At 72.7% G+C, this 16,186-nt stretch carries 15 protein-coding genes and 1 riboswitch; of the genes, 7 read left to right on the plus strand and 8 right to left on the minus strand.

Translation table 11 applies throughout. The features are described from left to right. The first annotated feature begins 4 nt into the window (after positions 1-4). The 6 genes from ACQY0Z_RS18980 to ACQY0Z_RS19005 all read left to right on the plus strand — a co-directional run bounded on the left by ACQY0Z_RS18980 (position 5) and on the right by ACQY0Z_RS19005 (position 5,782). Positions 5-1,048 carry a DUF881 domain-containing protein gene (locus tag ACQY0Z_RS18980; RefSeq protein ID WP_439812566.1) on the plus strand — a complete coding sequence of 348 codons (1,044 nt, stop codon included), beginning with the start codon at positions 5-7 and terminating at the stop codon, positions 1,046-1,048. Positions 1,049-1,109: 61 nt separating this feature from the next. Further along, complete coding sequence (locus ACQY0Z_RS18985; RefSeq protein ID WP_254587662.1) at positions 1,110-2,036, plus strand: FHA domain-containing protein; 927 nt, start codon at positions 1,110-1,112, stop codon at positions 2,034-2,036. Between the two features lie 40 nt (positions 2,037-2,076). Next, a complete protein-coding gene (gene ftsR, locus ACQY0Z_RS18990) occupies positions 2,077-2,820 on the plus strand; it encodes a transcriptional regulator FtsR (RefSeq protein ID WP_254587663.1) in 744 nt (247 codons plus the stop codon). Between the two features lie 120 nt (positions 2,821-2,940). Beyond that, positions 2,941-3,414 carry a bifunctional nuclease family protein gene (locus ACQY0Z_RS18995; RefSeq protein WP_004934251.1) on the plus strand — a complete coding sequence of 158 codons (474 nt, stop codon included), beginning with the start codon at positions 2,941-2,943 and terminating at the stop codon, positions 3,412-3,414. Between the two features lie 219 nt (positions 3,415-3,633). Next, on the plus strand, positions 3,634-4,317 hold the full coding sequence (locus ACQY0Z_RS19000) for a MerR family transcriptional regulator (RefSeq protein WP_189904924.1): 684 nt from the start codon (positions 3,634-3,636) through the stop codon (positions 4,315-4,317). Between the two features lie 64 nt (positions 4,318-4,381). Beyond that, the gene (locus ACQY0Z_RS19005) at positions 4,382-5,782 is read left to right on the plus strand and encodes a DNA polymerase IV (protein WP_189904925.1); all 1,401 of its coding nucleotides are present in this window, start codon (positions 4,382-4,384) and stop codon (positions 5,780-5,782) included. 676 nt (positions 5,783-6,458) lie between these two features. Here the strand turns inward: ACQY0Z_RS19005 and ACQY0Z_RS19010 are convergent. Continuing rightward, a complete protein-coding gene (locus tag ACQY0Z_RS19010) occupies positions 6,459-6,833 on the minus strand; it encodes a PRC-barrel domain-containing protein (protein ID WP_189904927.1) in 375 nt (124 codons plus the stop codon). A 113-nt stretch (positions 6,834-6,946) separates the two neighbouring features. Beyond that, positions 6,947-7,042: riboswitch (glycine riboswitch) on the plus strand. A 174-nt stretch (positions 7,043-7,216) separates the two neighbouring features. Here ACQY0Z_RS19010 and gcvP point away from each other — a divergent pair. Continuing rightward, a complete protein-coding gene (gcvP, locus tag ACQY0Z_RS19015) occupies positions 7,217-10,102 on the plus strand; it encodes an aminomethyl-transferring glycine dehydrogenase (protein ID WP_254587664.1) in 2,886 nt (961 codons plus the stop codon). A 69-nt stretch (positions 10,103-10,171) separates the two neighbouring features. On the opposite strand, the gene ACQY0Z_RS19020 is transcribed toward gcvP, so the two are convergent. The 7 genes from ACQY0Z_RS19020 to ACQY0Z_RS19050 form a co-directional block, all read right to left on the minus strand. Further along, complete coding sequence (locus tag ACQY0Z_RS19020; protein WP_189904932.1) at positions 10,172-11,230, minus strand: ABC transporter ATP-binding protein; 1,059 nt, start codon at positions 11,228-11,230, stop codon at positions 10,172-10,174. Positions 11,231-11,233: 3 nt separating this feature from the next. Then, complete coding sequence (modB, locus tag ACQY0Z_RS19025; RefSeq protein WP_189904942.1) at positions 11,234-12,067, minus strand: molybdate ABC transporter permease subunit; 834 nt, start codon at positions 12,065-12,067, stop codon at positions 11,234-11,236. Beyond that, positions 12,064-12,837 carry a molybdate ABC transporter substrate-binding protein gene (gene modA / locus ACQY0Z_RS19030; protein WP_254587665.1) on the minus strand — a complete coding sequence of 258 codons (774 nt, stop codon included), beginning with the start codon at positions 12,835-12,837 and terminating at the stop codon, positions 12,064-12,066. The genes modB and modA overlap by 4 nt, the downstream gene beginning before the upstream one ends. Before the next feature lie 158 nt (positions 12,838-12,995). Beyond that, a complete protein-coding gene (locus ACQY0Z_RS19035; protein WP_189904946.1) occupies positions 12,996-13,391 on the minus strand; it encodes a TOBE domain-containing protein in 396 nt (131 codons plus the stop codon). 41 nt (positions 13,392-13,432) lie between these two features. Next, positions 13,433-14,458 (minus strand): LacI family DNA-binding transcriptional regulator, encoded by a 1,026-nt coding sequence (locus ACQY0Z_RS19040; RefSeq protein ID WP_439812567.1) that lies wholly within the window; start codon positions 14,456-14,458, stop codon positions 13,433-13,435. Positions 14,459-14,698: 240 nt separating this feature from the next. Further along, the gene (locus ACQY0Z_RS19045) at positions 14,699-14,899 is read right to left on the minus strand and encodes a DUF5999 family protein (RefSeq protein WP_026244008.1); all 201 of its coding nucleotides are present in this window, start codon (positions 14,897-14,899) and stop codon (positions 14,699-14,701) included. A gap of 329 nt (positions 14,900-15,228) precedes the next feature. Continuing rightward, complete coding sequence (locus ACQY0Z_RS19050; protein WP_189904950.1) at positions 15,229-15,813, minus strand: hypothetical protein; 585 nt, start codon at positions 15,811-15,813, stop codon at positions 15,229-15,231. Between the last annotated feature and the right edge of the window lie 373 nt (positions 15,814-16,186).

Here is a 16,186-nt window from a genome sequence, read left to right on the forward strand (position 1 = left end):
GCCGATGAGCGAGCGCGAACAGCCCGAGACGACGCGCCCGGCGGTCACCCCGCCGCGGTCCGCCCCCGACACGCCCGCGTCCGCCCCCGAGACGCCCGCGTCCGCCCCCGAGACGCCGCCGTCGGCCGGGCTGCGCAGGGAACTGCCCGCCGAGGTGCCCCCGGCCGCCCTGCGGAGTGCCTCCGAGAGGACCGGCGCGAGCGAGGCGCCCCGCCAGAATCCCGCGCCTCGGCCCTCCACGCCTCAAGCGTCTCCGCAGCCCCGGACGCCCCAGGAGCCGCAGAAAGCCGAGGCGCCCGCCGCCGACGGGCCGGGCGAGCCCGCGCTGACCGGGCGGCGGCGGCTCGTCAACGGGCTGTGGCCGCCGCGTGTGACCCGCGCCCAACTCATCGTCGCCGTGCTGCTGTTCGGCCTCGGCTTCGGTCTCGCCGTCCAGGTCGCGTCCACCAGCGACACCGACAGCGCGCTGCGCGGCGCACGCCAGGAAGATCTTGTTCGCATCCTCGATGAACTCGACGACCGGACCGAGCGTCTTGAAGACGAGAAGCAGGGTCTCGAGAAGCAGCGGGAGGAGCTGGAGAACAGCTCCGACCAGGCCGAGGAGGCGCGCAGGCAGACGATCGAGAAGGAACGGCAACTCGGCGTCCTCGCGGGCACCGTGGCCGCGCAGGGGCCCGGCATCGAGATGACCATCGAGGACACGAAGGGGACGGTCGAGTCGGACATGCTGCTCGACGCCATCCAGGAGCTGCGCGCCGCGGGCGCGGAGGCGATCCAGGTGAACGGGGTGCGGGTGGTGGCCGGCACGTATCTGTCGGACGCGGACGGCGGAGTCTCCGTGGACGGGAACAAGATCAAGTCCCCGTATCGTTTCAAGGTCATCGGCAAGCCTCAGGACCTGGAACCGGCGCTCAACATCCCCGGAGGCGTGGTGCAGACGCTCGAGAAGGAACAGGCCACCGTTACCGTGGAGCGGTCGGACAAGATCGTTGTGGACGCCTTGCGAGCGCCGGAGCGGCCTGACTACGCTCGGTCGTCCTCCCAGTGAACCGGGGGTGCATGGGGGGCGACCGGCCAGGGCATGAGGTTGCGGGGGGTCGGCGCACCGAATGGGTGGTGCGTGGTGGAAACTGTCTGGCGGAGGCGGACGTTGTGAAGATGTCCGGGTCGGCCAATGTGTTCAGTCAGGGTTCGTCCTGCCCCACGGGCGGGTCTGTTTCGGTCAAGGGGAATCGCCCGTGAAGTTGTTTGGGAAGTTGTTCGGCAAGAGCGCGCGGCGAGAGGACGGCGACAGCGCGACCGCTCGTCACCGCGCACAGCCCGGTGCGGAAGACCAGCGTCCGCTGTTCCGGGACGAGACGGGCGGGGCCTCCGTTGACCCTGCGCAGTCGGGCGGCATAGGTTCTGGGCAGCCGTCGAGCCCAGGTGCGGGCGGAGGTCACTCCGGTCCGTACGCGTCCCACGCCCCCGGCGGGCAGCCGCGGCAGGAGGATCCGTCCATGTCGGCCCTGGTGTGTTCGAGGTGCGGCAACCGCAACGCGGAGAACAGCCGCTTCTGTTCCAACTGCGGTGCGCCTCTGAAGCCGGGCGTCACCCCGGAGCGCCCCTCCGAGACGACGTCCACGATCTCCATCTCCGGTATCGAGGCCTACGACTCCGAGGCGACGGGCCAGCACCAGGTGCCCGCGCTCTCCCCGGAGGCGCAGGCCGCCGTCGACGCGCTGCCGGTGGGCTCCGCCCTGCTGGTCGTGCGCCGCGGGCCGAACTCGGGCAGCCGCTTCCTGCTGGACGGCGACCTGACCACGGCCGGCCGTCACCCGCAGAGCGACATCTTCCTCGACGACGTGACGGTCTCCCGGCGCCATGTGGAGTTCCGCCGCAACCCGGACGGCTCGTTCACGGTCGCCGACGTCGGCAGCCTGAACGGCACCTACGTCAACCGTGAGCGGATCGACCAGGTCGCCCTGTCCAACGGCGACGAGGTGCAGATCGGCAAGTACCGGCTGGTCTTCTACGCGAGCCAGCAGAACTACTGACCGCCCCCGGCCGCGGACCGGGGGACTCCAGGAAGGGTCGATGGTGCAGACACCGAGCGGCGGCGCCGGCCACGGCGCCGCCGTCACGGACGCCGGACTGCTGAGCATCGGCGCGGTGCTGAACGTGCTGCGCGAGGAGTTCCCCGAGGTCACCATCTCCAAGATCCGCTTCCTGGAGTCGGAGGGGCTCGTCGAGCCGCGCCGCACCCCTTCGGGGTACCGGAAGTTCAGCGCCGAGGACGTCGATCGTCTCGGCCATGTGCTGCGCATGCAGCGCGACCACTACCTGCCGCTGAAGGTGATCCGGGAGCACCTGGCGGCCATGGAGCGCGGCGAGGCCCCGCCCCTGCCGGCGCTGAGCCGTCCGGGTGACGGCGAGGACCCCGCCGACGGGAGCGCCCCGGAGACGCCCACCGCCGCCCGCATCGGACGCTGCAAGCTGCTCGCCGCCGCCGGGGTGGACGAGCGGGTGCTCGCCGAGTGGGAGTCGTACGGACTGCTCGCCCCGGTGGAGGACGGGGTGTACGACGCGGAGGCGGTCACCGTCGCCGGGCTCCTCATGGAACTGGGGCGGCACGGGATCGAGCCCCGCCATCTGCGCGCCATGAAGGCGGCCGCCGAGCGCGAGGCCGGGCTGGTCGAGCAGGTCGTCGCGCCGCTGCGGCGCCACCGCAACCCGCAGACCAGGGCGCATGCCGAGGACCGCACCAGGGAACTGGCCGGTCTCACCATGAAGCTGCACGCCGCGCTGGTGCGGTCGGCGCTCGGGGTGCGGCAGTCCTGAGGCCCCGGGACCTCGGCCCTGGGGCCCGGGACCTCGGTGGACCAGCACAACGGGGCCTGATCGGCCACCCGATCCCGGCCCGACTACCCAAACGTCCCGGGCACGGCCTAGGGTTGCTGTGTGAACGAGCTCGATGTCGTAGGTGTCCGGGTCGAAATGCCCTCCAACCAACCGATCGTGCTGTTGCGTGAAGTGGGCGGCGACCGCTACCTCCCCATCTGGATCGGCCCCGGGGAGGCGACGGCCATCGCCTTCGCCCAGCAGGGCATGGCGCCCGCACGGCCGCTGACCCACGACCTGTTCAAGGACGTGCTGGAGGCCGTGGGACAGGAGCTCACGGAAGTGCGCATCACCGACCTGCGGGAAGGCGTGTTCTACGCCGAGCTGGTCTTCGCCAGCGGCGTAGAGGTGAGCGCCCGTCCCTCCGACGCCATAGCACTCGCCCTGCGTACGGGAACCCCGATCTACGGAAGCGACACGGTGCTGGACGACGCCGGCATCGCCATTCCGGACGAGCAGGAGGACGAGGTGGAGAAGTTCCGCGAGTTCCTCGACCAGATCTCGCCCGAGGACTTCGGGACCAGCAACCAGTGAGCCGTTTCCCGGGGCCCCGGCGTCGGTCGCGGCCCCGGGGCCCCGGCCCGGCGTCGGTCGCGGCCCGCGCCGAGGACATTCGGCTAGCCTTTCCCCGCGACGGGGCACGGGAAACCACCCTTAGGGTGATTATCACTCGGCGTGCCGAGTGTGGCGATCGTTGACGCACCCTTGGTGACTGCCTACCGTCGGGGAGGCAGGTCAAGGACGGAGGTCGGCGTGAGAAGCAGCGGCGACGGTACGGCTGGGGGTGCCCCCGGACGCGTTTTCGGGGCGGGCGGGCCGTATCCTCCCCAGAGCTCTCCGCTCCGCTCGGGCGGGGGCCATCCCGCGCGCGGCGGTGCGATCGATCCCGCTCCGCAGCGGCCGGCGGCTGTGCCGAGCGGTGGAGGGGCGGTGGCCATGGCGTCCGAGGAGATCGGTTATCGGGGGCCGACGGCCTGCGCCGCGGCCGGCATCACCTACCGCCAGCTCGACTACTGGGCGCGCACGGGACTGGTCGAGCCGAGCGTGCGGCCCGCCCACGGGTCGGGGACGCAGCGGCTGTACAGCTTCCGCGACGTCGTCGTGCTGAAGATCGTGAAGCGGTTCCTGGACACGGGTGTGTCCCTGCAGAACATCCGCACCGCCGTCCAGCATCTGCGCGAGCGCGGCTTCAGCGACCTGGAGCGCATGACGCTGATGAGCGACGGCGCCACGGTCTACGAATGCACCTCGCCCGACGAGGTCCACGCCCTGCTCCAGGGCGGCCAGGGCGTCTTCGGCATCGCCGTGGGCGTGGTGTGGCGGGACGTCGAGAGCGCCCTGTCGCAACTGCACGGCGAGCGGGTCGACACGGGGGAGACCCTGGTCGGCCACAACCCGATGGACGAGCTGGCCCGGCGCAGGAACCGCGCGGTCTGAGCGGCGGCGCGCGGGAACCGGCCCGACAAGGGCGTTGTCAGTGGCGTAGGGCAGCATCGGAGATGTGAGATCCGCTCCCACGATCCTGCATCTCGACATGGATGCCTTCTACGCCTCGGTGGAGCAGGCGTCCAAGCCGAGTCTGCGCGGCAAGGCCGTGATCGTGGGCGGGCTCGGCCCGCGTGGTGTGGTCGCCACCGCCTCCTACGAGGCGCGTGTGCTGGGTGTGCACTCCGCGATGCCCATGTCGCAGGCGCGGCGGCTCGCACCGAACGCCGCGTATCTGGTGCCCCGGTTCGCGCTGTACCGCTCGATCAGCGACCAGGTGATGGCGCTGCTGCGTGCCCTGTCGCCGCTGGTGGAGCCGCTCAGCCTCGACGAGGCGTTCGTCGACCTCGAGGCCGGGGGCAGGGCGTGGGACGAGCGGTCGGCGCGGCTGGTCGGCACAAAGCTGCGCGCGGACATCCGCGCGGTCACCGGGCTGACGGGGTCCGTGGGGCTGGCCGCCTCCAAGATGCTGGCGAAGATCGCCTCGGAGCAGGCGAAGCCGGACGGGCTGGTCGTCATCGAGCCCGGCACCGAGCGGGCGATGCTCGAACCGATGCCGGTGCGGACCCTCCCCGGTGTCGGACCCGCCACCGGCGACCATCTGCGGCGGGCCGGCATCCACACGGTCGGCGAGATCGCCGAGGCGGGCGAGGACGAACTGGTGCGGCTGCTGGGCAAGGCACACGGGCACGCGCTGTACGCGATGGCGCTGGCCCGCGACGACCGGCCCGTCGTCGCCGAGCGGGAGACCAAGTCGGTGTCCGTCGAGGACACGTACGACGTGGACATCCACGACCGGGTGCGGGTCGGCCTGGAGGTGCAGCGGCTCGCCGACCGCTGCGTGCGGCGGCTGCGGGGCGCGGGGCTGTCCGGGCGCACGATCGTGCTGAAGGTACGGCGGTACGACTTCTCCACGCTGACCCGCTCCGAGACCCTGCGCGGACCCACCGACGACCCGGCCGTCGTCCGCGAGGCGGCGGCGCGGCTGCTGGACTCGGTGGACACCACGGGCGGCGTACGGCTGCTCGGCGTCGGCGTCAGCGGGCTGGCCGACTACACGCAGGAGGACCTGTTCGCCCAGGCGGTGGGCGGGGCGGGGGAGGACGTCGCCGAGGGCGCGGAGTCCGAGCCGGCGCCCGAGCCGCGCCCGGAGGTCCCGGCGGAGCGGCGCTGGCCCGCCGGCCACGACGTCCGGCACACGGAGTACGGGCACGGGTGGGTGCAGGGCAGCGGCCTGGGCCGCGTAACGGTCCGCTTCGAAACCCCCGGCTCGGCCCCGGGCCGAGTGAAGACGTTCCGCGTCGACGACCCGGAGCTGGAGGCAACGGACCCGCTGCCGCTGGTGGAGTCACCACCGGAGTTGCCCGAGCCGATGGGGACGGGGGAGGCGGAGCCGCCTCGGCCGCTGGAAGCGTGAGGGGGCGGGCGGTGCCCGAGGGAACGGGCCGGTGCCGTGCGACGCCGGACGCGCACGCGAGACAACTCGGCCCATGGCCGAGGCTTACCGCAGGCTGCGCCCCTGCGGCTGGCCGTCAGGCGCGGCCTGACGGAGCAACCGGTCCGGCCGGGGGTGCCGCGGCTTCCGTCGCGGCCGTTGCAAGCCCGACGGCGCGGGCGGGACCCGTGAGCCCCCGGACCAGTGGGAATCCGCCGCTGCCGTGCGGGCTCGACGCGCCCGAGGTGGCGGAGACCGCTCGGCGCATGGCTGACGGCTTACCGCAGGCTGCGTCTCGGCGGCTCGCCGTCAGGCGCGGCCTGGCGGAGCGACCGGTCTGGTCGGAGGCGCTGTCTCCGTCTCGACCGTCGGAAGCCCGATTGTTCGGGCGGGGCCCGTGAGCCGCCGGACCAACGGGATCCGCCGGTGCCGTGAGGCGCCAGGCGCGCTCCTACTGGCGGAGACCACCTCGGCGTGTGGCTCACGGCTTGCCCGTCGGCTGCGGCCCGGCGGCTCCTGGGCCGACACGGCCGCGCGGCCGGGCATAGGAACAGGGCTGTGGGCCGGTCCCCGGCGGTGTGAGGCGGACGTCGTGGCTCGGGCGGGCGGTCCGGGCCCGTGGGGAGGAGGGACCGATAGACCGCCGCCCCCAGTGGTGTCAGGTGTGTTCCTCCTGGCCCGCCAGTTTGCCGAAGTCCCTGTCCGGGAGTGGGGGAGGGGAGCCGACGTCCAGGCCGTAGTGGTGGTACAGCTGGAGCTCCTGCTCGGGCGACAGGTGGCGGCCGACGCCGAAGTCCGGGGCGTCCTTGACGAGGGACCGTTCGAACGGCACGTGCAGGGCCCCGTCGATCAGCTCGCTGGGTTCCAGGGGGACGAAGGCGTCCCGGCTGAACAGGCCGGTGCGTATCGCCGCCCACTCCGGCACGCCGGTGGCGTCGTCGAGGTAGACCTCGTCGATCGTGCCGATGCGGGTGCCGTTGCGGTCGTACGCCTTGCGGCCGATGAGGTGACGCGGGTCGATGTCGGTCTGCACGGGCCCTCCACTCGTAGCAAACTCATCCGATAGCACTACAAAAAGGCACAATCGGCGGAACGGCCACTCGAAGGCCGGGGTCCTGACCTCGCTGGTACGCTGGCAACGGCCGCTGACCCCGTGCGGGAGAGTCCTCCAGGCACCACCGGAGGCGCCGAAGGAGCAAATCCTCCCCGGAATCTCTCAGGCACACGTACCGCACGGACGAGGTCACTCTGGAAAGCAGGGCGGGTGTCGACGGCTTCCGCTCTCACCGACGGTGAAAACCGGACCGCCAGCGGCGTTCCGGTGAAGCTCTCAGGTCGAGATGACAGAGGGGGAGGCCGTCCGGGCACCTGCGCCGTGGTGCCCCTCGAAGGTCGTCGGACCAGGAGGCCTCCTCAATGACTGCCCCCCGTACCCCGCTCTCCGAGCTCGAACAGGGAATCCCGTTCGAGCAGCGCCACATCGGCCCCGACCACGAGGCCCGGGCGAAGATGCTGGCCCAGGTGGGCTACGGCTCGCTCGACGAGCTGACCGCCGCCGCCGTGCCCGACGTGATCAAGAACGCCGACGCGCTGGACCTGCCCGGCGCCCGCAGCGAGGCCGAGGTGCTCGCCGAGCTGCGCGGCCTCGCCGGCCGCAACCAGGTCCTCGGCTCCATGATCGGCCTGGGCTACCACGGCACCTTCACTCCGCCGGTCATCCTGCGCAACGTCATGGAGAACCCCGCCTGGTACACGGCCTACACGCCGTACCAGCCGGAGATCTCGCAGGGCCGGCTCGAGGCGCTGCTGAACTTCCAGACGATGGTCGCCGACCTCACCGGCCTTCCCACGTCCGGCGCCTCCCTGCTGGACGAGGGCACCGCCGCCGCCGAGGCGATGGCGCTGTCCCGGCGCATGGGCAAGAACAAGAAGGGCCTCTTCCTCGTCGACGCGGACGCCCTCCCGCAGACGATCGCCGTCATCCAGACCCGCGCCGAGCCGACCGGCGTCGAGGTCGTCGTCGCCGACCTGAGCGACGGCATCCCCGCCGAGCTCGACGGCCGTGAGATCAACGGCGTCCTGATCCAGTACCCGGGCGCGTCCGGCGCCGTCCGGGACATCAAGCCGGTGATCGACCAGGCGCACGAGCGCGGCGCGCTCGTCACCGTCGCCGCCGACCTGCTCGCCCTCACCCTGCTGAAGTCCCCCGGGGAGCTGGGCGCGGACATCGCGGTGGGCACCACGCAGCGCTTCGGCGTCCCCATGGGGTTCGGCGGTCCGCACGCCGGCTACATGGCCGTCCAGGACAAGATGGCCCGCAGCCTGCCCGGCCGCCTCGTCGGCGTCTCCGTCGACGCCGACGGCAACAAGGCCTACCGTCTGGCCCTGCAGACGCGTGAGCAGCACATCCGCCGCGAGAAGGCCACCAGCAACATCTGCACCGCCCAGGTGCTGCTCGCCGTCATGGCCGGCATGTACGCCGTCTTCCACGGCCCCGAGGGCCTGCGGACCATCGCCCGCCGCACCCACCGCTACGCCGCGATCCTCGCCGAGGGCCTGCGCGCAGGCGGCGCCGAGGTCGTCCACGGCTCCTGGTTCGACACCCTCACCGTGCGCGTCGCGGGCCGGGCCGCCGAGGTCGTCGCCGCCGCCCGCGACAACGGCGTCAACCTGCGCCTCGTCGACGCCGACACCGTCTCCGTCGCCTGCGACGAGACCACCACCCGCGACCAGCTCGCCGCCGTGTGGCGCGCCTTCGGCGTCGAGGCCGACGTCGAGGCCCTGGACGCCTCCGCCGGGGACGCCCTGCCGGACGCGCTGCTGCGCACCGACGACTTCCTCACCCACCCCGTCTTCCACCAGCACCGCTCCGAGACGGCCATGCTGCGCTACCTGCGCCGCCTCGCCGACCGCGACTACGCGCTGGACCGCGGCATGATCCCGCTGGGCTCCTGCACCATGAAGCTCAACGCGACCACCGAGATGGAGCCGGTCACCTGGCCCGAGTTCGGCCAGCTGCACCCGTTCGTCCCGGCCGAGCAGGCCGAGGGCTACCTCACGCTCATCCGCGAGCTGGAGGAACGTCTCGCCGAGGTCACCGGCTACGACAAGGTGTCCCTCCAGCCCAACGCCGGCTCCCAGGGAGAGCTGGCCGGACTGCTCGCCGTCCGCGGCTACCACCGCGCCAACGGCGACGAGCAGCGCACCGTCTGCCTCATCCCGTCCTCCGCGCACGGCACCAACGCCGCGTCCGCCGTGATGGCCGGAATGAAGGTCGTCGTCGTCAGGACCGCCGAGAACGGCGAGGTCGACGTCGACGACCTGCGCGCCAAGATCGAGCAGCACCGCGACGAGCTGGCCGTGCTGATGATCACCTACCCGTCGACGCACGGCGTCTTCGAGGAGCACGTCGCCGACATCTGCGCCCAGGTGCACGAGGCCGGCGGCCAGGTCTACGTCGACGGCGCCAACCTCAACGCCCTGGTCGGCCTCGCCAAGCCGGGCCACTTCGGCGGCGACGTCTCTCACCTGAACCTGCACAAGACGTTCTGCATCCCGCACGGCGGCGGCGGCCCCGGCGTCGGCCCGGTCGGCGTCCGCGCCCACCTCGCCCCGTACCTGCCGAACCACCCGCTGCAGCCCGAGGCCGGCCCGGAGACGGGCGTGGGGCCCATCTCGGCCGCCCCGTGGGGCTCGGCGGGTATCCTGCCCATCTCCTGGGCGTACGTCCGCCTCATGGGCGGCGAGGGCCTGAAGCGCGCCACGCAGGTGGCCGTGCTCAGCGCCAACTACATCGCCAAGCGCCTCGAGCCGCACTACCCCGTGCTCTACACCGGCCCCGGCGGCCTCGTCGCGCACGAGTGCATCATCGACCTGCGCCCGCTCACCAAGGCGACCGGCGTGACCGTCGACGACGTGGCCAAGCGCCTCATCGACTACGGCTTCCACGCGCCGACCATGTCCTTCCCGGTGGCCGGCACGCTGATGATCGAGCCCACCGAGTCCGAGGACCTCACCGAGCTCGACCGGTTCTGCGAGGCGATGATCGCCATCCGCGCCGAGATCGAGAAGGTCGGCTCCGGCGAGTGGCCCGCGGACGACAACCCGCTGCGCAACGCCCCGCACACGGCGACGGTGCTGGGCGGGGAGTGGGAGCACGCCTACACCCGCGAGGAGGCCGTGTTCCCGGGCGAGGTGAACGCCGCCGACAAGTACTGGCCGCCGGTGCGCCGCATCGACCAGGCCTACGGCGACCGCAACCTGGTCTGCTCCTGCCCGCCGCCGGACGCGTACGAGGACTGATCCGCATGCCCGTGAAGGGGCCCCGCCCGGTTCGCCCGGGCGGGGCCCCTCCGCGTCGTACGGGCCGCGTCAGGCCGGGTAGGCGTGCGTCTGCGTGGCCTTCACCGCCGCCCAGACCGGTGCGCCCGGGTGCAGGCCCAGTTCGGCCACGGCGACGGCGGTGAGGTCGGCGGCCAGGGGCAGTTCGCCGGTCAGCTCCACGCGGATCTGGTCGCCGTGGCTCTCCAGCCCCGCCACCTCGCAGCGCCACAGATTGCGCGCGCTCGAGCCGGTGGGCCGGTTCCGGTACAGGGTGACCGCGCCCGGCGGGAACGCGACGAACGCGGGCCCCGACAAGTCCTCCGTGGTGCTCACCTCCGGCCCCGCGTCGAGCCGTACGGTGTGGCCGTCCGCCCGGCCGCGGTAGAGGTTCAGCCCGACGAGCTGCGCGATGTACTCGGTGCGCGGGTGGCGGGCGATGTCCGCGGGGGCGCCTTCCTGCACCACGCGGCCGCGCTCCACGACGACCAGGCGGTCGGCCAGCACCATCGCGTCCAGGGGATCGTGCGTCACCAGGACGGCGACGGCCTCGAAGTCGGCCAGGTGGCGGCGCAGTTGCGCCCGGACCTCGAGCCGGGTGCGGGCGTCGAGGGCGGCGAGGGGCTCGTCCAGGAGCAGCAGACGCGGGTCGGTGGCCAGGGCGCGGGCGAGCGCCACACGCTGGGCCTGGCCGCCGGAGAGCCGCTTGGGCCTGGCGCCCAGATGCTCGGCCAGGCCCATCCGCTCCAGCCACGCGGCGGCCCGCGCGCGGGCCTCGCTCTTGCCGGTGCCCCGGCAGCGCGGGCCGAACGCCACGTTGTCGAGGGCGGTGAGGTGCGGGAAGAGCAGGTAGTCCTGGAAGACGACGCCCACCGGACGCGACTCCGGCGGGGTGCGGGCGAGGTCCGTGCCGTCCAGGCGCAGATGGCCGCCGGTGAGGGGGGAGAGCCCGGCGAGGGCCCGGAGGGCGGTGGTCTTGCCCGCCCCGTTCGGCCCGAGCAGGGCGACCACGTCACCGGGCGCGGCCGAAAGCGCGACGTCGAGGCGGAACGAGCCGCGCTCGACGACGAGGTGCGCGTCCAGGCCCTGCGATGAGGGGTGTGCCGTCATGCGTCAGACCGCCCTCGTCCAGCGGTCCCGCAGCCCCGCCAGCACGGCCACCGACACCGCGAGCAGCACGAGGCTGAGGGCGATCGCGGCGGCCGGGTCGTTCTGCAGGGCGAGGTAGACCGCGAGCGGCATGGTCTGGGTGCGGCCCGGGAAGTTCCCGGCGAAGGTGATCGTCGCGCCGAACTCGCCCAGCGCGCGGGCCCAGGCCAGCACGGCGCCCGCCGCGACGCCCGGGGCGATCAGCGGCAGGGTGACCCGGCGGAACGCGGTGAAGCGGGACGCGCCGAGGGTGGCGGCCGCCTCCTCGAACCGCGGGTCGGCGGCACGCAGCGTGCCCTCGACGCTGATCACCAGGAACGGCAGCGCGACGAAGGTCTCGGCGAGCACGACCCCGGCGGTGGTGAACGGCAGGGTGATCCCGAACCACTCGTCCAGCCATTGCCCCACGATGCCGTTGCGGCCCAGCGCCAGCAGCAGGGCGACACCGCCCACCACCGGCGGCAGCACCAGCGGCAGCGTCACCAGGGCGCGCACCAGACTCCGCCCGGGGAAGTCGGTGCGGGCCAGCAGCCAGGCCAGCGGCACCCCGACCACCAGGCTCAGCGCGGTCGCCGTGGTCGCGCAGATCAGCGACAGACGCAGCGCGTCCCACACGGCCGGGCTGGTCAGCTGCTCGGGCAGGTCGCTCCAGGGCGCCCGTACGACGAGGGCCAGCAGGGGTACGAGAAGGAACGCCAGGCCGATCAGGGCGGGCGCGAGGAGGGCGAGCGGGACACGGCGGCCGGGCGCGCGGGGGCGACGGGCCTTGCGAGGGGCGTCCTGGGCGGTGCTGGTCACGGCGCGAGGAAACCGGCCTTCGCGAGCGCCTTCCGCCCCTCCGCCGACGTCACGAGCGCGACGAAGTCGTCCGCGGCCGAGGCGTTGGGGGCGTTCTCGAGCCGGGCGATCGGATAGTCGTTGACGGCCTGCGCGGCCTCCGGGAAATCCACGCCGTCCACCTTGTCACCGGCCGCCCTCACATCCGTGCGGTACACGACGGCGGCGTCCGCCTCGTTGAGCTGCACCTTGGTGAGGGCGCTCTTCACGTCCTGTTCGTAGGAGTCGGGCGTGACGTCGGCCCCGGCCGCTGAGAGGGCCTTCAGGGCGGCGCTGCCGCACGGCACGCGCACGTCGCAGAGCACGACCTTCAGACGAGGCGCGGTCAGGTCCTTCAGCGAGTCGATGCCGTGCGGGTTGCCGGGGGCGGTGGCGATGGTCAGGCGGTTGCGCGCGAAGGTGACGGGATCGCCCGCCGTGAGCTTCTCGTCCGTCACGCGCGCCATCGTGGACGTGTTGGCGGCGGCGAAGACGTCGGCGGGGGCGCCGCCCACGATGCCGGCGGCCAGGGAGTCGCTGCCGTTGAAGTTGAAGGTCACCTCGGTGCCCGGGTGTTCCTTCTCGAACAGCTCGCCCAGCTCCGTGAAGCTCTCCTTCAGCGAGGCCGCGGCGAACACGGTCACGGTGCCGCTCTCCGACGAGGAGGACGACGAGGAACAGGCGGTGAGCCCGAGAGCGGTGAGGAACGCGAGGGCGGCCGTGCCGACGGTGAGGCGGGCGGAACGGATCATGCGAAGGCACTCCCTGACATCGGCGGGCGTCCGCGGGGACGCTCACCCCGCGCCTCCTCATCATGGCGCATCTGCGAGGCACAGTGCACCTGTCTCTTCGTGTGAGCGAGGTTTCACGAAGACTCAGCCTTGCATGTGCGCTTCTATGAAGAGCACCCTCACGTCCGGTCGATATGAACGTTTGTCGACTTCACCCGGGCCGTCGCCTCGACCCCGACCTCCAGGCCCAGTTCCTCGACCGCCTCCCGTGTCAGCAGGGAGACCAGGCGGTGCGGGCCCGCCTGGATCTCCACCTGGGCGGCGACGTCGCCGAGTTTGATCGCCGTGACGATGCCGGGGAACGCGTTGCGGGCCGAGGTGTACGGGGTGTCCTCCTCGGGCGTGGCCGCCTTGGCCAGTTCGACGGAGAACGCCGCCAGGTCGCGGCCGTCGACCACCCGGCGTCCGGCGTCGTCGCGGTGGGTGGTGAGGCGTCCCGCGTCCGCCCAGCGGCGTGCGGTGTCCGGGCTGACGCCGAGCAGCCGCGCTGCCTGACCGATCGTGTAGGACTGCATGCCGGTCACGATAGGGTGCCGCGCCCGCCGGGGCGTGCCGGCTACGACGCGGGCGGCGCCGTGCTCGCCCGCACCACCAGGTCGGTGCCGAGCTCCACACGGGGCGAGTCCGGCTGTTCGCCGCGGGTGAGGCGGAGCACCGTGCGGACGGCGAGGGCGCCCATGTCGGCGAGGGGCTGGCGGACCGTGGTGAGCGGCGGGGCCGACCAGCGCACCTCCGGGAGGTCGTCGAAGCCGACGACGCTCATGTCCTGCGGCACCCGCAGTCCCCGGCCGCGCAGCGCCTCGATGGCCCCGAGCGCCATCTGGTCGCTGGCGGCGAAGACCGCGGTGGGCGGCTCGGGCAGGTCGAGCAGGGCGTGGCAGCCCGCGTAGCCGGCCTCGGGGCGGAAGTCGCCGGGCACGACGAGTGCCTCGTCGGGGGTGACGCCCGCTCCCTCCAGCGCGGCGCGGTAGCCGTCGAGGCGGGCGCGGGAACAGAGCAGGCGGGGCGGGCCGGCGATCAGACCGATCCTGCGGTGCCCGAGGGACAGCAGATGCTGGGTGGCGGCGAGGCCTCCGGACCAGTTGGCGGCGCCGATGGTGGGGACGTCCAGGCCGGGGGAGCCGTCCGGGTCCACGACGGCCAGGGGTACGCCCAGGACGCTCAACTCCTCGTGGAGGGAGGACAGGGCGGAGGTGACGAGGATGACGCCGTCCGAGGCGCGCGCCCGCAGGCCGCGGACCCACTCGCGGGCGTCGCCGGAACGCCCGTGGATCGCCGACACCACGGTGCCCACGCCGGCGGTGTGGGCCTCCTCCTCGACGCCACGGATGATCTCCACGGCCCAGGGGCTGCCGAGTTGGTTGAAGACCAGGTCGAGCAGGGCGGGCCGGGTGGGGGACGAGGCGGGGCGCCGGCGGTAGCCGTGGCGGCGCAGCAGGTCCTCGACGCGGGCGCGGGTCTGCGGGGAGACGTCGGAGCGGCCGTTGACCACGCGGGAGACGGTCGGCACGGAGACCCCGGCCTGCCGGGCGATCTCGGTGATGGTGACCCTGCTCCCGGCGTCGGCCTCCTGTGCTGCCACTTGCCCCTCCTCCGAGACGGGATCCCGCGAAACTTCCAGAAGTCTTCCGGAAAGCGGGCGCATGGGGAAAGGCGGCACCGGTCACACCGCGGGCCTCGCCTGGCGGCGGTCACCGTGCCCTTCCGCCGGGCCACGGTGGGTGAGGAGCAGTGCACACGCTTCGGGGCCGGGTCGCGGAGGCGTCGCCCCGCGGTCCGGCCCCTGTGATTCCCCGGGCGGCCCCGTCCCGCCCGGTCGCGCTCAGGCGGACGTCAGCGTGACGTCCCGGGACCGCTGCGGGGCGATGATCCTGCCGTCGGGCAGGAGTTCACCGGTGTCCTCGAAGAGCACGACACCGTTGCACAGCAGGCTCCAGCCCTGCTCCGGGTGGTGCGCCACGAGACGGGCGGATTCCCGGTCGGCGGAGTCGGCTGAGGGGCACGGTGGCTGGTGCTGGCACATGGGTGGGTTCTTTCGCTCTGTGATGACCTGTGTGTGGGCTGTCGTGTCAGTTGCGCGGCGTGAATCGTCGTTCATGGCCGCCCCCCGTGGTGATGAGTCGGTCGGGATCCAGTGTTGCCCCACGGACGAGGATCCGCAGGCATTTCGCGGCACCGCTCCTCACAGGTTCATGACGCGTCACCCACGCGGACGGTTCATCCCAACTGCTCTGTCCTTTCGGGTGGTTCGCAGTGGCCGGAGGTGACTAGTCCGCACATCCGTACGCCCTGTCACCCGATGCGCGCACCCCGCCGCCCGGGTGGGGGCGACGGGGTGCGGAAGCGGGTGGCTCAGGCGGGTGAGCCGAGCAGCCGGGTGGGCGTCACGCGGTGGGTGAGCACCGGGAGCAGATCGGTGACCTGGTGCGGCCGGTGGGCGGCGATGCCGGGCGGGGCGGGCGCGAGCGGCACCAGCAGATCCGTGGGGGCCGGGACACCGGCGGCGCCGTCCGCCTCGGTGTCGCCGTGCAGCCAGAGCGCCAGCATGTAGAGGCCGGGCACCGACAGCAGGCGCGGCTGGTACGGCTGCGTCATGGTCTCCGCCTGGCGCAGGGCCAGTTCGGTGGACGCGATGTACGGGCCCTCGAAGAAGCGGGAGAAGGCCCAGCCGTCCGCGGTGAGCACGGTGTCGGCGGCGGCCACCGGGCGGTCGCCGGTGCGGATCAGGAAGCGCCACCCGGCGAGCGTCGTCGAGGTCTCCCCGTCGGCGGTGACCCGGTCGAGGACATGCACGGGCAGCGGGAGTTCGGCCGAGGCGGGCCCTTGTGCGCGGAGCAGGGAGGGAGTTCGGGCGTCGCGCACGGCGGTCGGCGACGAGAGCGCGGTCAGGACGGAACGCAGTGCGGGCGCGGGAGCCGGGGGTACGTGCAGCGGCATGGTGGGTCGCCTCTCATTCGAAGGCACAGTGGCGCGAGGGCGGGGCGTGGCGGTGCGGACGGCGCTGTCAGCTCGCGAAGGTCAGAGAGGCGGGGGTCCGGAGGGTCTGGGCGGGAGACGGGGGTGAGGAGAGCCGCACGCCGTCTCACGGCTGGATCACTCGACCGCGGGCGCCAACCTGGTTCTGCCTTGTGAAGGGAGTTTATACGACACGGGTTGAGACTATGTTTCGTCTAGCTCTCCCCGGCGGCTCCGGCAAGGGTATTTCCGGTCGGCGATATGCGAAAAAGATGGCGATTTCTCAAAGGGTTCACCGCACTGACCTCGGGCAATGACCGCCGAGCGGTCGGCCCATTCCGGTCGGCGTTTTTCA

Source organism: Streptomyces sp. P9-2, from assembly GCF_051903975.1.
Taxonomy (GTDB): domain Bacteria; phylum Actinomycetota; class Actinomycetes; order Streptomycetales; family Streptomycetaceae; genus Streptomyces; species Streptomyces cellulosae.

Coding starts and splice junctions, on each gene's coding strand:
- ACQY0Z_RS19045 (WP_026244008.1), bottom strand. CDS start 14,899: ATGTGCCAGCACCAGCCACCGTGCCCCTCAGCCGACTCCGCCGACCGG.
- modA (WP_254587665.1), bottom strand. CDS start 12,837: ATGATCCGTTCCGCCCGCCTCACCGTCGGCACGGCCGCCCTCGCGTTC.
- ACQY0Z_RS18985 (WP_254587662.1), top strand. CDS start 1,110: ATGGGTGGTGCGTGGTGGAAACTGTCTGGCGGAGGCGGACGTTGTGAA.
- ACQY0Z_RS18980 (WP_439812566.1), top strand. CDS start 5: ATGAGCGAGCGCGAACAGCCCGAGACGACGCGCCCGGCGGTCACCCCG.
- gcvP (WP_254587664.1), top strand. CDS start 7,217: ATGACTGCCCCCCGTACCCCGCTCTCCGAGCTCGAACAGGGAATCCCG.
- ACQY0Z_RS19050 (WP_189904950.1), bottom strand. CDS start 15,813: ATGCCGCTGCACGTACCCCCGGCTCCCGCGCCCGCACTGCGTTCCGTC.
- ACQY0Z_RS19035 (WP_189904946.1), bottom strand. CDS start 13,391: ATGCAGTCCTACACGATCGGTCAGGCAGCGCGGCTGCTCGGCGTCAGC.
- ACQY0Z_RS19020 (WP_189904932.1), bottom strand. CDS start 11,230: ATGACGGCACACCCCTCATCGCAGGGCCTGGACGCGCACCTCGTCGTC.
- ftsR (WP_254587663.1), top strand. CDS start 2,077: ATGGTGCAGACACCGAGCGGCGGCGCCGGCCACGGCGCCGCCGTCACG.